The following is a 15,034-nucleotide window of genomic DNA, read 5'->3' on the forward strand; positions in this document are numbered from 1 at the left end:
CGACACCGACAGGCGCACGGCTGTGGACGAGCCCCCTGTGGCCTCAGGGGATGTGGACGACCGTCAGGCTGCCGCCGCGTCGAGCTGCTCGCGCGTCTCGCGATGCCGGACAAGCACCTCGTCGATGGGGATGAGGACGCGCTGGTCGGCGACCGTGGCCACCGCCTCGGTGAGGCGCCTGCCGATGGTCGACCTGCGGCGCCGCGCACCGACCCGGGCCCACCAGCGCGACAGGGCGCCGAGGACCAGGCCGGCGAGCACCCCACCGGCGAGCAGGACGAGCGGGGCCGGCAGGACCCACACGGTCGGCACCTCTGGCCGCGGCAGCTGCAGCAGGCCGGTCACCCACAAGAAGACGTACCACGCCAGCCCGGCGACGGCGGCGAGCCCGGCAGCCCACTGAAGCACGTCGACGACGAACCACCAGACCGGCCGCCGCGCGCGCAGGGAGGTGCTCATCATCGCCCGGTCGAGCGCATCGCTGAGGTCGACCTCACCACCCTCGACCGTCTCCTCGACCGCCTGCTGCCACCGTGGGGGCAGCGGCGTCGTGGCGTCCCGGACGAACCGCCGCGTCGCGAGGTCGACTGCGGACACCGCCGATGCACTCGGCGCGGGGATCGAGGACCGGCCGAGCACCGCGCGGACGTCGGCGCCCTCGATGTCGACCGGAATGGGTGTCCGGCCTCCGCTCCCGTCGAGCCTGAGCCGGCGCAGCGGCTTCACGGTGAAGGCCCTGGTCCAGCGGGCGAAGAGGAACCCGGTGCGGGCGAACGCCTCGCGCTGGTAGTCGCGGGCGACGGCGTCGAGAACGATCGGCACCCCGGCAGCACGCGCAAGGGCCGCGTCGAGGTCGTCCCGCTTGAGCTCGGCGACGACCGGCTCGCTGTCGGCGACGTCGCGACGGAGGCGCGAGGCGACCGTGACCACGTCGGACTTGAGCCGCTGCCGCGAAGCGGCATGTCCCGCAACGGCATTCGCAAGCCGCTGGGTCAGCTCGGTGATCCCCTTGCCGGTGACCGTCGAGGTGACGAGCACCTTCGCGTCCCGGACGCCGTCGGCGACGAGGAGCCGCGCCAGGTCCTCGGAGAGCGTCGGCACCGCTGCCTCGGGGAGACGGTCACTCTGGTTGAGCACGCCGAGCGTCACGGCGTCATGGTGCGACATGAGGCTGACGAACTCGTCGTGCAGCTTCGCGTCGGCGTACTTCTGCGGGTCGGTGACCCAGACGAAGACATCGACCAGCTCGAGCACCCGCTCCGCCTCGCGCCGGTGCTCCAGCTCTCTAGAGTCGAAGTCGGGAAGGTCGAGCAGGACGAGCCCGTCGAGGGAGCCGACGACCTCGTGGGCCTTGGCCCCGTCGCCCTCCGGCTCTGGGCCTGCGCCAGGGCGCCGCTCGGACTCGACCCCGTGCCGCGCGTCGATGCGGAGCCAGTCGAGCAGCTCGCTCGCATCGCTGTCTCCCCAGATCGCCGCCGTCGGCTTCGCCGTGGTGGGTCTCCGCGCGCCGATCGTGGCGACCTCGGCGCCGACTAGCGCGTTGAACAGCGACGACTTGCCGCTCCCGGTTGCGCCGGCCAGGGCGACCACGGTGTGCTCACCGGCGATGCTCGACCGCTCGACCGCCTTGTCGACCGCACGCCGGGCCAAGCCCACCCCGACGGGGTCGAGCTCGTCGGAGCCCGCCAGCAACGCCATCGACAGGGCGGTCGTGCGAGTGCCGAGCTCGGCCGCCGTGACCTTCGTGACGGTCGCCCGGCCCATGCGGATCGGGCTCATCGTGCTGCCTTCACGGCCGCCGCAGCGTGCTCGAGGACCTTGGTCTGCTCGTCGTCGACCTGCAACGTCGTGACTGCTCCTTCGTATCGTGCGAGCTCTGCGGCATACAGGTCCTCGACGCGTGCGAGCAGGCGCTCGCGCGCGTTGCGGGCGAGGTCGCGCACGGCCTGGTCGCCGAACACGGCCTCGAGCAGCTTCTGGCCGACGACGGCCGTGCCACCCGCGATGCCCACCTCGGCGCCGGTGATGCCCGCCGTGCTCGCGAAGGTCACGAGCATGAGAACCACCCCGAGGCCGTTGACGCCATAGGCCATGATCCGGGCGGTGGTGCGCCGGTCCTTGCCCTCCGCGCGCACCATCTGGAGGATGTCGCCCTGCCAGTCGCGTACGAGACGCTGGATGTGCTCGGTGGCGGCATCGCTGGACCGCAGCAGCGACGCATCGGCGGCGAGCAGCTGGTCACCGCCGGGCAGCGTGCGCCAGGCGCGTCCGGCTGAGCCGGCAGCCCGCTCGGCCTGGTCGGCCACGAGCGACTCGACCCCGGACTGCAGGGCCTCCCCCAGCTGGTCCGACTGGGCGGGCTCGCCCTTGATGAACGAGGTGAACCGGTCGCGCATCCGCGACACCGTCGTCTCGACGTGCCGGAAGAACTCACCGGTGCCGACGAACTCCTGCCAGCGCGCGAGCACCTCGCCACGCAGCAGGGTGCCGTCGACCATGCCGTCCTGGACGCGGGCCGTCGCCTCGTCGTATGCCGTGCGGGCTGCCTCGACGAGCGCGTGACCTGCCGCGGTCTGCTCCTTCGAGGCGTCGACGAGGCCGTCCGTGCGCGCGTCGAGGGACCCGAGGGCGCCGTCGAGCGTCTGCCGGACGACAACCGCCCGTGCCTGGGCGTCGCTCGCCAGGGCCGCGAGCCAGCCGGTGAGCCGCTCGGTCTGGTCGGCGGGAAGCAGGCCGTCCGTGAGCTCGGACTCGAGCACGGTGAAGATCGGTGCCTGCCCGAGGCCCTGCTCGCGCAGCATCGATGCGAGGTGGGTGCGGATCTCGTCAACCGAGACCGGCGGCACCCTGTCGAGCACCACGGCGACCGCGGTGCCGCGCTCTGACGCCTCGCGCAGCATCTCCCACGGGACCGCGTCTGCATAGCGCGCAGCCGTCGTGACGAAGATCCAGAGGTCGGCCGCGGCGAGGAGCTGCGCTGCGAGCTCGCGGTTGGCCTCGACGACACTGTCGATGTCGGGCGCGTCGATGAGCGCCAGCCCGGCGGTGACGGAGTCGGTCGACACGAGACGCACGGCCCCCGGGCCGTCGGAGGCCGAGTGCCTGCCGGTGATCCGAGCGAGGCGCGGCAGGATCCGCTGCCCGGAGAACCAGGCGGAGTCGGAGGGGTGGTGGATCAGGACAGGTGATCGCGTCGTGGGGCGCAGCACGCCCGGCAGGGTCACCTCACGGCCGACGATCGAGTTCACGAGCGTGGACTTGCCTGCGCCGGTGGAGCCGCCGACGACGGCGAGCAGGGGCGCGTCGAGAGAAGTGAGCCGCGGGATGACGTAGTCGTCGAGCTGGTCGAGCAGACGGCTGCGGGTGGCGCGCGCCGACCCTGCCGAGGGCAGGTCCAGCGGGAGGGTCGTCTCGGCGACGGCAGACCGCAGGGCCTGGACCGTCGCGAGGAGACGGGCGACGCCCACCCCTGAATCACCTGCCACGCCACAATCCTTCCCTGTCTCGCAGACAGCGACAAACCGGACGACGGGCATGTGCGCTCGGTGTCCACTCGATGACTTGACGCATGGGGGCTCCGGAACATTCCCGACTGGCGTGAGACAGTCGGACTCCGCGACCCCCGGACCCCGGTCGCGCAGCGCCCCCGGCAGGACTCGAACCTGCGACCAAGAGATTAGAAGGCTCTTGCTCTATCCACTGAGCTACAGGGGCCGTTCGCCCGATCCGGGCGCCGTCCAATGATAGGCATCCGGGGGCCGGCCCCGGCGCGCCAGGAGGGCATCGGTCGCCCGGACGGCGACCGCGGGCCCGATCAGGTGAGGACGTTGACGGCGCGCGCCACGACGAGGCCCAGAACCGCCAGCGAGATGAGCGACTGCGCGCCCATCGCGAGCTTGGTCCACCGGGCCAGCGGCATGACGTCCGTAGGGCTGAACGCCGTGGACGCCGTGAGGCCCAGGTAGAGGTAGTCGGCGAACATGGGTCGCCATCCAGCGGGCGCCAGCTCCGGGTTCATGTGCTGCGGGAACGCCAGGTCAGGGGTCGGCGAGCCGGCTGCGGCCCGGACTGCGGCACCTCCGCTGTCCAGGAGCCAGTAGAGCAGCGCGAAGGCGATGACGTTGGACACCCAGATGAGGCCGCCGACCGCCAGGAGCTCTTCTGCGGAGTTCGTCGCCTGCCCGCCGTTGACCAGGACGTTGATGAGGCGCACCGTGGCTGCGAGCGTGTCGACCACGACGAGTCCGACGACGACGATCGAGATCATGCGCAGCGGTCGCGCCCGCGGACCGGTCCGAGCGGGGTGGGCCAGGACCAGCGCGACGAGGAAGACCAGCTCGATCGCTGGAAGGACCCACGGGGCGGCCACCCGGATCTCTGCTGGTCGCAGGGCCGTCAGCGTCATGATGACGATGACGGCGAGCAGGATCGGCCAGCGGGCCTCGAGCACCGGCGTATCCGGTTCGAGGGTCGGTTCGTCGCTCATCGTCCTGCCCCATCGCCTCAAGTGGTGCCCATTGACGTCGCCCTCGTCCGGGCGTCGCTGAACTCGTGTGCTGGCATCGCGTTCACCCTCGTATGTTTGCGCTGTTCGCGGATGGGTTTCGGCGGTTCCGGCCAACTGGTCCAAGGCGCCCCGGTAGTTTCGACAGAGTGTCCGCCAGGGGTGAACGGCACGAGATGCGGGGGACGTCGCTGTCTCCCGAGGGCGCCGTGTGTCGTCCCGGTCCCACACCATCGCGTCGGGGCGTTGACCTCGGCGGTCGAGCGGGTGACCATCGAAGGGCGACCTTCCCTCACGTCGCGCTGGCGGGCTGTCGCGCGGGATGGAAGACATCTGCTAGCGACGGTCAGGGGTAGCCATGAAAGTCGACTCGGGGATGGGGCCGCTTTCCGGGCCTCCGGCCGTCCCGCACCGCGGTGCGCCGAGGCGGTCGGGACGGTTCCGGGTCCCGACGCTGCCGGCGGCACTGGTGGAGAGACACCGGCTGCTCGACATGCTCTCCGACGCCGTTGACTCTGCGCCGCTGACCGTCCTGTCCGCGCCGGCCGGCTCGGGCAAGACGGTCCTCGTGTCCCACTGGGCCAGGAGCGCCCGGCCGCCCCTCGGGTGGATGACTGCCAGCGAGCGCGACAGCGACCCGCGTGCCTTCTGGTCGCATGTGTGGTCGGCGCTCGCCGAAGGTGACGCGGTCCGGATCGGCGCACGGGGCGAGCTCGTCGATCGTGCGGAAAGCGCGGTCGATGCCGACGAGGCAGACGATCCCGACCTGCTGGCCGACCAGCTGCTGCGCCTCGGCAGGACGGTCGTCCTCGTGATCGATGCTGCCGACCGGCTCGTCGGGAAGGAGGTCTTCGCCGGCCTCGCGGCCCTTGTCGACGGAGCGGACGGACTCCTCCGGGTGGTCATGACGACCCGCCAGGAGCCACCGATGCCGCTGCACCGCTTCCGGTTGGAAGGCACTGTTGCCGAGCTCGGTCAGGACGACCTCGCGTTCACGAGCGGCGAGCTCACGACGCTGCTCGAGGTGCATCACCTGGACGCCAGCGACCAGACGGTCCGGGACGTGCTCGTGCAGACCGAGGGCTGGGCGGCGGGCGCGAGGATGGCCGCCCTGGCCCTGCAGCCCGACGGCGACGGCTCCACGTTGGAGCGGTTCGCCGGGGAGTATCTCGCCGCCGAGGTGCTGGACTCCCTCTCGGAGGCTGAGGAGGACGTGCTGCTGAGCGTGGCCGTCGTCGAGGAGGTCTCCCCCGACCTGGCGGCCGCACTGAGCGGGCAACGCAATGCCGAGGCATGCCTGCGGGACCTGGCGCGGCGCAACGCCTTCGTGCAGGTCGTCCGCAGCCGCCCCGGCCACCACCGGCTCCACCCCCTCCTGCGAATCCTTCTCGATGCACGGCGGCGGGCGACCGGCGAGAGCCGGGAGGACGAGCTGCACCGCATTGCCTCGGACTGGTTCGGCGCCGCCGGGCAGCTGGTCCCTGCCGTCGACCATGCCGTCTCTGCCCGCGACTGGGAGCGGGCGGCCGCCTGGACGGTACGGCTCGACGGCCTCGCCGGGCTGCTTCTTCGGGCGCCTCAGGGCGCCGCTGTCGCGGATCGCCTCACGGGTATGCCGGCCGGTGGCAGTCCCGAGATCACCGTGGTCCGCGCTGCGATGGCTCTGGCACAGGGCGACGTCGACCGCGCCCGAGAACACCTGGCCCAGGAGTACCCGGCCCCCAGGCACGTCGGCGAGCGGCCCAGCAGCGAGCGCCGGTCGGGCGGGCTACCGGCGCACTACTCGGAAGCGGAGGACAGCGGGCGGGTGTGGGCCGCGGTCCTTGCTGCTCGCCTCGGCGAGCTGGCCGGCGACGATGAAGCGACCCTGGCTGCGGCCGACCGAGCGCACAGCCTGCTGGCAACGATCGCGGAGGACAGCACCCCCGGGCTCGCCAGCGTGACCGCACTGGCGCGGTGCTCGGAGGGGACGGCATACGCCCACGCCGGCAGGCTCCAGGAGGCGTCGGTCGCGCTCGAGGCTGCCGTGTCCGCCGCGGCCGAGGGCGGCCGCGGCGACCTCACGCTCCGCTGCATGTCGATGCTCTCCCTCGCCGAGGCGTGCCTCGGGAGGCTCACCCGTGCGCAGGAGGTTGCGGACGCGGCTGACCAGGTCGCCGACCGGGTCTCCGACCAGATCGCCGAACGGTCCGCTGAACAGATCGCCAAGCACGCGGCTGGGTCTGGCGTCGAGCGGTCGGGTGCCCCGGCTCCTCCCCCGGCGCTCGAGCTCGCACGCGCCTGGGTGTCCCTCGAGAGACAGGATCTGCCGCGCGCCGCTCACGCGCTGGCCAGGGTCGGTCAGCTCACCGATGGAGTCGATCCCCCACTGCTGCAATGGGTTTCGTTGCTGTTGCGGGTGCGGCTCAAGCGCGACCACGGTGATGGCGTTGGGGCGCGGCGCCTGCTTCAGGGCGTCGACTCGCGGGTCGGCTGGCTGCGCGACGCTTTCGACGAGGAGGCTGCCGCGGTGGGTCTGCTCGCCTCGGTGGCGGAGCTCCACCCGGACCGAGGCACGCCGGCGTCCGGCCTCGACGAGCCAGACTCGCGCACGGTCGCCGCGACGCCTCAGGTCAACGCGATGCTCGAGTCCGCACGGATCGACTGGCTCCGGGGAGACCAGCGCGCCAGCCGGTCCACCGTCGCGGCGGCGCTGGCTCGGGCGCAGGGGGAACAGCGCCGCCGGCCCTTCACGCACGCATCACCGGAGATCCGCGCCCTGCTCCGCGACGACCCGGCCTTGCGCTCGCAGGCGAACTGGCTGCGGCCCAACCACACCACCACCTCGCAGGACCGGCGCCGCCGACGGGAGCGTGCACCGGTCGTCGAGGATCTCTCGGAGCGCGAGCTCGAGGTGCTTCGTCATCTCTCGGACCTGCTCACCACCGAGGAGATCGCTGCCGAGATGTTCATCTCGGCCAACACCGTGCGGACCCACATCCGCAGGATTCTCGGCAAGCTCTCGGTCTCCCGTCGCCACGAGGCCGTACGCCGAGCCCGCGAGCTCGACCTGGTCTGAACGCGACCGAGATGGACGACCCATGATCTCCACCACCATGATCACCACCGCAAGCCTCATCACCGCCGTCGACCCGGTGCCGTGGGCACGCGCGCAGATGGCCTTCACCCTGGCCTTCCACATCATCCTCGTCCCGCTCGGCGTGTCCTGGGCGTTCATGACCCTGGTCGCCAACTACCGCGCCATCAAGCACGGCGACGGCGCTGCCCTGCTGCTCGCGCAACGCTGGTCGAAGTACATGGCGGTGACGTTCGCGGTCGGGGCTGTCACGGGGACGGTGCTGAGCTTCGAGTTCGGGCTGCTCTGGCCGAAGTTCATGGGGGCGTGGGGGCAGGCCTTCGGGGTGCCGTTCGCGTTCGAGGGCCTGTTCTTCTTCACCGAGGCGATCTTCGTCGCGATCTACATCTTCGGCTGGCGCCGGCTGCGGCCCTGGACCCACTTCTGGACCGGTGTGCCCATCGTGCTCGCGGGCCTCTTCGGCGCGGTCTCGGTCGTCGCGGCGAACGCGTGGATGAACGCGCCGTCGGGGTTCACGCTCGACGCGAGCGGCGCTGTCGTCGACGTCGACCCGATCGGCGTCATCTTCAACGACTCGATGCCGCTGCAGGCCGCCCACATGCTCGTGGCGGCATACCTCGTCGGAGGCTTCCTCGTCGCCTCCGTGTATGCCGCGGCGATGCTCCGGGGCCGCACCGACCGCTACCACCGGCTCGGGTTCCTCATCGCCTTCACCGTCGCCGCCGTGATGACCCCGGTCCAGATGGGGGTGGGAGACGCGCTCGCCAGGTGGGTCTACGACAACCAGCCGGTGAAGTTCGCGGCGATCGAGCTCGTGCCGACGACGAGCTCGGACGTGCCCGAGACGCTCCTGGGCCACCTCAACGAGGACGGGACGGTCTCGGGTGGCATCCCCATCCCGGGCCTCGCGTCGTGGCTGTCGAACCCGAGCACCGGCCGCTCGACCGTCGTGCAGGGCCTCGACAGCGTCCCGGCCGACGACCGCCCGACTGTTCGCGAGACCAACGTCGTGCATCTTGCATGGGACGTCATGGTCGGCCTGGGGACGCTCCTGTTCCTCGTGTCGCTCTGGTACGGCGCGACCTGGCTCTTCCGCCGACGGATGCCGGCGAGCCGGTGGTTCCTGCGCGTCGCGGCCGCTTCAGGCGTCCTCGCCGTGGTGACCCTCGAGGCCGGCTGGGTCGTCACCGAGGTCGGCCGCCAGCCGTGGATCGTCTACAACCTCATGCGGGTCGAGGATGCCGCGACGGCGAACAGCGGGGTGTGGGTCACGTTCCTGGCCATCGCGGTCCTCTACCTGTCACTCGGGACGACGACGATCCTGGTGCTGCGCACGATGAGCCGTCGGTTCCGTCGGGCCGGTGGATTCGTCGACCACGACACGCCCTACGGGCCCAAGGCGATCCGCGGTCCGTCCGACCCGGAGACGGAAGCAGCGGCCGAGACGGAGCCGGTCCCGTGAGCACCGCCGTCGCCGTCGTCCTGCTCGTCGCCCTGGTCGCGTATGCCGTCTTCGGGGGTGCCGACTTCGGCGCGGGCTTCTGGGACCTGGCCGCGGGCGACGCCCGGCGGGGCGAACGGCCGCGGGCGCTGATCGAGCAGTCGATCGGGCCCGTGTGGGAGGCGAACCATGTCTGGCTGATCTTCATCTTCGTCGTCACGTGGTCCGGCTTCCCTTCGGCGTACCAGTCCATCGTGCTGACGATGTTCGTGCCGCTCACGATCGCGGCGTTGGGGATAGTGCTGCGCGGCGCGAGCTTCGCCTTCCGCAAGGCCGTCGTCTCTTCGCGATACCGCCGGATCTTCGGAGGCGCCTTCGCCCTGTCCTCGGTGCTCGTGCCCTTCTGCATGGGGGCGATCGCGGGTGGCATCGCATCGGGACAGGTCCCCTCCGGCGGCCGTGCGGGCGACCCGGTCCAGAGCTGGCTCAACCCGACGTCACTGGTCACCGGAGCGCTCGGGGTGGTGCTCGCGGCATACCTGGCCTCGGTGTACCTCGTGTGGGAGGCGCAGCGCGGTGGGGACGCGGCCCTCGTGGCGTATTTCCGACGCCGCGCGGTTCTGGCCGCCGGCGTCGCCGGTGTGCTCGCCGTCGTCGGCCTCGTCGTCGCCCACGACCGGGCGCCGCACGTCTACCAAGGGCTCACGTCGCGGGCGCTGCCGCTGCTCGTCCTGTCCGTGCTCTGCGGCGCCGGCGCGCTCGTACTGCTCGTCCGGCGGGCCACCCGGGGCGCTCGGGTGCTCGCTGCGCTCGCGGTCGCCAGCATCATCGGCGGGTGGGGCGTGGCCCAGTGGCCCTACATCCTGCCCGAGACGCTGACCTTCGCCGACGCCGCGGCACCCACGGGCACCTTGACAGCCCTGCTGGTCGCCACCGGGGCCGCCGTGGTGATCGTCGTGCCGGGCTTCGTGGTGCTGTACCTGCTGGACCAACGCGGCCTGCTTCCCGAGGAGGGCGTGGAGGACGAGAGCGACCTGGCCGTCGATGGTCCGCGTGAGTGAGTCCACCCATCCGCGGTGGCCCGTTCATCTGCGGCGGGGGATCCCCTGTGCAGGCAAACCTTCGATGGTGGAGGGCAGGTGCCTTCCCCGACGGCACGTGTGAGGAGCCCCCGACATGAGCGCCACGACGTCACCATTCCCGCCGATCGCCGACTACGCGTTCCTGTCCAACTGCCACACCGGCGCCCTCGTCGCGCCGGACGGCTCGATCGACTGGCTCTGCATCCCGGCCTTCGATGCGCCCAGCTGTTTCGGCAACCTGCTCGACCGCGGAGCGGGCTCGTTCCGGTTCGGCCCCTATGGCATCAACGTGCCGAACGCGCGCTACTACGTCCCCGGCACCAACGTCATGACGACCACTTGGCACACGCCGAGCGGCTGGCTCGCCGTCCACGACGCGCTGACCATGGGCCCGCGACGCGGTCCCGACACGGTGACGCCACACACGCGGCCGCCCTCGGATGACGATGCCGACCACCTGCTGGTCCGGATTGCCGAGTGCATCGAGGGCTCGGTCGAGGTCGAGCTCGTCTGCGAGCCCGCCTTCGACTACGGACGCGAACGCGCCCAGTGGACCATCGTGGGCGACGACGACCATGCCGCCGACGCGGCCGCTGCGGGAAAGGTCTTCCGCCTCAGCACCGACATGCTCGTCGGGATCGAAGGCGGAGCCGTCCGCGCCCGGCACCTGCTCCAGGAGGGTGACAAGACGTTCTGCAGCCTCTCGTGGGCCGAGGGACTCGCCTCGCCGACGGACGTGGCGGACGCCGAGGCGCGGATCGCCGCGACGGTCCGCTTCTGGCGCAAGTGGCTGGCGCGCGCCCGGGTGCCCGACCACCCGCTCCGCCACCCGCTCGAGCGGTCCGCCCTGACCATCAAGGGCCTGACCTACATGCCGACCGGCGCGACCGTCGCGGCCCTGACGACGTCACTGCCGGAGACCCCCGGCGGTGAGCGCAACTGGGACTACCGCTACACCTGGATCCGGGACACGACCTTCACCCTCCAGGCGCTGCACTACCTGAACCTCGACTGGGAGGCCGACGAGTTCATGCAGTTCGTCGCGGACCTCGAGCCCAACCCCGACGGGGCCTTGCAGATCATGTACGGCATCGACGGGCGCCGGGACTTGACCGAGACGACCCGCGACGAGCTCGGCGGCTACGAGGGCGCGCGCCCGGTGCGGATCGGCAACGGCGCCTTCGACCAGCGCCAGAACGACGTGTTCGGGGCGGTGCTCGACTCGCTGTTGCTGCACACCATCCGCAGCAAACATCTGCCGCTTCGCCTGTGGCCCCTCGTCCAGTCGCAGGCCGAGTGCGCAACGGCGGTCTGGCAAGAGCCCGACCAGGGGATCTGGGAGGCTCGCGGCAAGCCCCAGCACTACGTCTCGTCGAAGCTGATGGGGTGGGTGGCCCTCGACCGCGCCGCCAGGCTGGCCGGCATCCGGAACGACGAGAAGCTGGCCGAGCAGTGGCAGTCGACCGCCGAGGAGATCCGCGAGGACATCCTCACCCGCGGGGTCAGCGATCGCGGTGTCCTGCGCCAGCACTACGACACCGATGCCCTCGACGCCTCGACGCTGCTGGCCCCCTTGTTCGGCTTCCTACCGGGCACGGACGAACGGATCCGCAACACCGTCGAGGCGATCGACAGCGAGCTGACCGAGAACGGGTTCGTGCTGCGCTACCGGACCGACGAGACCGACGACGGCCTCTCCGGCAAGGAGGGCACGTTCCTCATCTGCTCGTTCTGGCTGGTGTCCGCCTTCGCGATGGTCGGGGAGATGGACCGCGCCCGAGCCCTCATGGAGCGCCTGCTGCGGATCAGGTCCTCGCTGGGTCTCTACGCGGAGGAGTTCGAGGTCGATCGGGCCCGGCACCTGGGCAACTTCCCGCAGGCGTTCTCCCACCTCGCGCTCATCGAGGCGGCCGGGCGCATCATCCTCGCCGACTTCCGGGAGGAGCTGTCGTTGTGACCGATCGGCCAGCGCAGAGCACGCACGTCGTGGTCCTGGGCGGCGGGCTGGCGGGCGTCGCCTGTGCCCACCGGCTGGGTGACGAAGGGATCCGTGTCACTCTGGTCGACCGCAACGACTACCACCAGTTCCAGCCGCTGCTCTACCAGGTCGCGACCTCGCAGCTGCCCGCCGAGGACATCGCCCGGCCCCACCGCGTGATCTTCCGCGACTACCCGTCCGTGGACCTGAGGACCGAGGAGGTCGTCGCGGTCGACATCGAGGGGCCCAGCGTGACGCTCGGGAACGGAGACACGGTCGCCGGGTCGCACCTGGTTCTCGCTGCGGGAGGGAGGCCGGAGTTCTTCGGCGTGCCGGGTGCCGCCGACCACGCCTACCCGCTCTACTCGGTCGCCGACGCAGAGCGGCTGCGCCGTCACCTGCAGGCGCTGATCGAGGCTGCCTCGGCCACCGCGGACCCCGATGCAGTGGCCTCGCTCGACGTGGTCGTCGTCGGCGGCGGCCCCACCGGCGTCGAGGTTGCCGGGGCTCTCACCGAGCTCATGGCGGCGCTGGCGGCGACCAAGGCGATCCCGCGACCCGGGACGGTCACCTTGGTCGACCGTGGCCAGACGGTGCTCGGGGCGTTCTCGGACAAGTCGCACGAGTACGCCCACCAGAAGCTCACCCGCGAAGGCGCCGTCATGCGGCTCCAGACCGGGGTCAAGGCCGTGCACCCACACGGCGTGGACCTCGACGACGGCACCACGCTGCATACCCCTACGGTCGTCTGGGGTGGCGGCGAGTCGGCCGCGGCCGTCGTGCAGGCCAGCGGGCTCGCCACCGGCCGCGGTGGGCGGCTGGACGTGCAGCCCGACCTCACGCTGCCCGGTCACCCGCAGGTGTATGCCGTCGGCGACGTCGCGAACATCCCCGCGGCGGGCGGTGGGACCCTTCCCCAGCTCGGGTCGGTAGCCCAGCAGTCCGGGCGCTGGGCAGCGGGCAACATCCTGCGCGGGCTGCGCGGCCAGGAGCCGACGGCGTTCCAGTACAAGGACAAGGGCATCATGGCGATGATCGGCCGGAACGCCGCCGTCGCCGAGGTCGGCCACCACCGCCACCAGGTCGAAGGACCGGTGGCCTTCGCCGCCTGGCTCGGCGTCCACGCGATGCTGCTCAGCGGGGCGCACAGCAAGACCGATGCCTTCCTGTCCTGGGCGTGGGACTACTTCGACCGCGACCATGCCGCCATCGTCGAAGGATCCTCGACGCCCAGGCGCATCGCCTGGGGGGACGAGGACGTGGACATGCCGACCATCTCGGTCGAGCCCGGCGGTTCATCGACGCCCTGACCCTGACCTATCGGAGGAGCGAAGACATGTCCGACCACTACGACGTCATCATCGTCGGATCCGGGGCCGGCGGGGGCACCCTCGCTCACCGGCTCGCACCATCCGGCAAGCGAGTGCTCATCCTCGAGCGGGGCGACTGGCTGCCGCGCGAGCCGCAGAACTGGGATGCCGAGGCCGTCTTCGTCGACAACCGGTACGTCTCGCCCGAGCAGTGGTTCGACAGTGACGGCAAGGCCTTCCAGCCGCAGGTGCACTACTACGTCGGCGGCGCGACGAAGTTCTACGGCGCCGCCCTCTACCGGCTGCGCGAGCGCGACTTCGGCGAGCTGAAGCACCACGGCGGCCTGTCCCCCGCGTGGCCCATCGGCTACGACGTGATGGAGCCGTACTACACCCAGGCCGAGGAGCTCTACCAAGTGCACGGGGCCCGCGGTCAGGACCCGACCGAGCCGCCGGCGTCGGCGCCGTATCCGTACCCTCCCGTCTCGCACGAGCCGCGCATCCAGAAGCTCTTCGACGACATGCAGGCGGTGGGCCTGCACCCGTTCCACTCGCCGTCGGGCGTGATGCTCGACGAGAGCCGCCCTGCGTTCAGCGCCTGCATCCGCTGCGCGACGTGCGACGGGTTCCCGTGCCTCGTGCACGCCAAGTCGGATGCCGACGTCATTGCCGTGCGCCCAGCCATCGGCTACGACAACGTCACCCTGCTGCGCAACGCGCGCGTGCGCCGGCTCGAGACGGACGCGTCCGGGCGGACCGTCACGTCGGTGGTCGCTGACGTCGACGGCGAGGAGCAGCGGTTCGCCGCCGACGTGGTCGTCGTCTCGGCCGGCGCGGTCAACTCCGCCAAGCTCCTGCTGGCGAGCGCGAACGACCGCCACCCGAACGGCCTGGCCAACGGCTCGGACCAGGTCGGGCGCAACTACGTGTTCCACAACAGCCGAGCGTTCCTGGCCGTGTCGACCGAGAAGAACGACACGAGGTTCCAGAAGACGCTGGGCCTCAACGACTACTACTTCGGCGACGCCGACTTCGACTACCCGATGGGCAACCTGCAGATGGTCGGCAAGTCGTCGGCGCCGATGTACCGAGGTGAGAAGCCGATCGAGGCCGCGCTCGCGCCGATGTTCGCCCTACGCGATGTCGCCGAGCACGCCGTCGACTTCTGGCTGTCGGTCGAGGACCTGCCCGACCCCGACAACCGGGTGACGCTCGACGGCGACGGCAAGGTGCACCTGCACTACAAGCCGAACAACCAGGAGCCGATGGAGCAGCTCTACCGGCGGGTGAAGAAGCACCTGAGCCGCCTGGGGATGCACCCCCACCACCTCGTCCCCCGAGACGTCTACATGAAGAACGACGTGCCCGTGGCGGGCTGTGCACACCAGGCCGGCACCGTGCGGTTCGGGACCGACCCCGCCACCTCCGTGCTCGACCGCGACTGCAAGGCCCATGAGGTCGACAACCTCTACGTCGTCGACACGAGCTTCTTCCCCAGCATCGGTGCCGTGAACCCGGCCCTCACCGCGATGGCGAACGCGCTGCGCGTCGGCGACCACCTGGTCGCGCGCCTGGCCTGACCCGCTTCGCGTCCGGCGCATCTCCCCCCGGCAACACACCGAGCAACCGCCAACTCCGCCGGA

The 15,034-nt window shown here is 71.1% G+C and carries 9 protein-coding genes and 1 tRNA gene; 6 read left to right on the forward strand and 4 right to left on the reverse strand.

Features of this window, described 5'->3' with window-relative positions; all coding sequences use genetic code 11:
- Positions 1–63 precede the first annotated feature (63 nt).
- The 4 genes from ACYVLP_RS21255 to ACYVLP_RS21270 form a co-directional block, all read right to left on the reverse strand.
- Entirely contained in the window at positions 64–1,779 is a 1,716-nt protein-coding gene (locus ACYVLP_RS21255) for a GTPase (RefSeq protein WP_460629305.1), read from the reverse strand.
- The gene (locus tag ACYVLP_RS21260) at positions 1,776–3,485 is read right to left on the reverse strand and encodes a dynamin family protein (protein WP_460629306.1); all 1,710 of its coding nucleotides are present in this window, start codon (positions 3,483–3,485) and stop codon (positions 1,776–1,778) included. The genes ACYVLP_RS21255 and ACYVLP_RS21260 overlap by 4 nt, the downstream gene beginning before the upstream one ends.
- Positions 3,486–3,641: 156 nt before the next feature.
- A tRNA-Arg gene (locus ACYVLP_RS21265) sits at positions 3,642–3,714 on the reverse strand.
- Positions 3,715–3,814: 100 nt separating this feature from the next.
- A complete protein-coding gene (locus tag ACYVLP_RS21270; RefSeq protein ID WP_460629307.1) occupies positions 3,815–4,486 on the reverse strand; it encodes a hypothetical protein in 672 nt (223 codons plus the stop codon).
- A 376-nt stretch (positions 4,487–4,862) separates the two neighbouring features.
- Between ACYVLP_RS21270 and ACYVLP_RS21275 the strand changes: the two genes are divergently transcribed.
- From ACYVLP_RS21275 to ACYVLP_RS21300, 6 genes are all read left to right on the forward strand, one after another.
- Positions 4,863–7,562 (forward strand): LuxR C-terminal-related transcriptional regulator, encoded by a 2,700-nt coding sequence (locus ACYVLP_RS21275; protein WP_460629308.1) that lies wholly within the window; start codon positions 4,863–4,865, stop codon positions 7,560–7,562.
- A 22-nt stretch (positions 7,563–7,584) separates the two neighbouring features.
- Positions 7,585–9,042: a cytochrome ubiquinol oxidase subunit I gene (locus tag ACYVLP_RS21280; protein ID WP_460629309.1), complete on the forward strand. Its 1,458-nt coding sequence runs from the start codon at positions 7,585–7,587 to the stop codon at positions 9,040–9,042.
- Positions 9,039–10,082, forward strand: a complete 1,044-nt coding sequence (locus ACYVLP_RS21285) for a cytochrome d ubiquinol oxidase subunit II (RefSeq protein ID WP_460629310.1) — start codon at positions 9,039–9,041, stop codon at positions 10,080–10,082. The genes ACYVLP_RS21280 and ACYVLP_RS21285 overlap by 4 nt, the downstream gene beginning before the upstream one ends.
- A gap of 115 nt (positions 10,083–10,197) precedes the next feature.
- Complete coding sequence (locus tag ACYVLP_RS21290) at positions 10,198–12,060, forward strand: glycoside hydrolase family 15 protein (RefSeq protein WP_460629311.1); 1,863 nt, start codon at positions 10,198–10,200, stop codon at positions 12,058–12,060.
- Positions 12,057–13,391 (forward strand): NAD(P)/FAD-dependent oxidoreductase, encoded by a 1,335-nt coding sequence (locus ACYVLP_RS21295; RefSeq protein WP_460629312.1) that lies wholly within the window; start codon positions 12,057–12,059, stop codon positions 13,389–13,391. Before ACYVLP_RS21290 ends, ACYVLP_RS21295 begins: the two co-directional genes overlap by 4 nt.
- Before the next feature lie 26 nt (positions 13,392–13,417).
- On the forward strand, positions 13,418–14,971 hold the full coding sequence (locus ACYVLP_RS21300; RefSeq protein WP_460629313.1) for a GMC family oxidoreductase: 1,554 nt from the start codon (positions 13,418–13,420) through the stop codon (positions 14,969–14,971).
- Positions 14,972–15,034 lie beyond the last annotated feature (63 nt).

This window comes from Intrasporangium mesophilum (assembly GCF_054783095.1).

Coding starts and splice junctions, on each gene's coding strand:
- ACYVLP_RS21275 (WP_460629308.1), top strand. CDS start 4,863: ATGAAAGTCGACTCGGGGATGGGGCCGCTTTCCGGGCCTCCGGCCGTC.
- ACYVLP_RS21290 (WP_460629311.1), top strand. CDS start 10,198: ATGAGCGCCACGACGTCACCATTCCCGCCGATCGCCGACTACGCGTTC.
- ACYVLP_RS21280 (WP_460629309.1), top strand. CDS start 7,585: ATGATCTCCACCACCATGATCACCACCGCAAGCCTCATCACCGCCGTC.
- ACYVLP_RS21255 (WP_460629305.1), bottom strand. CDS start 1,779: ATGAGCCCGATCCGCATGGGCCGGGCGACCGTCACGAAGGTCACGGCG.
- ACYVLP_RS21300 (WP_460629313.1), top strand. CDS start 13,418: ATGTCCGACCACTACGACGTCATCATCGTCGGATCCGGGGCCGGCGGG.
- ACYVLP_RS21270 (WP_460629307.1), bottom strand. CDS start 4,486: ATGAGCGACGAACCGACCCTCGAACCGGATACGCCGGTGCTCGAGGCC.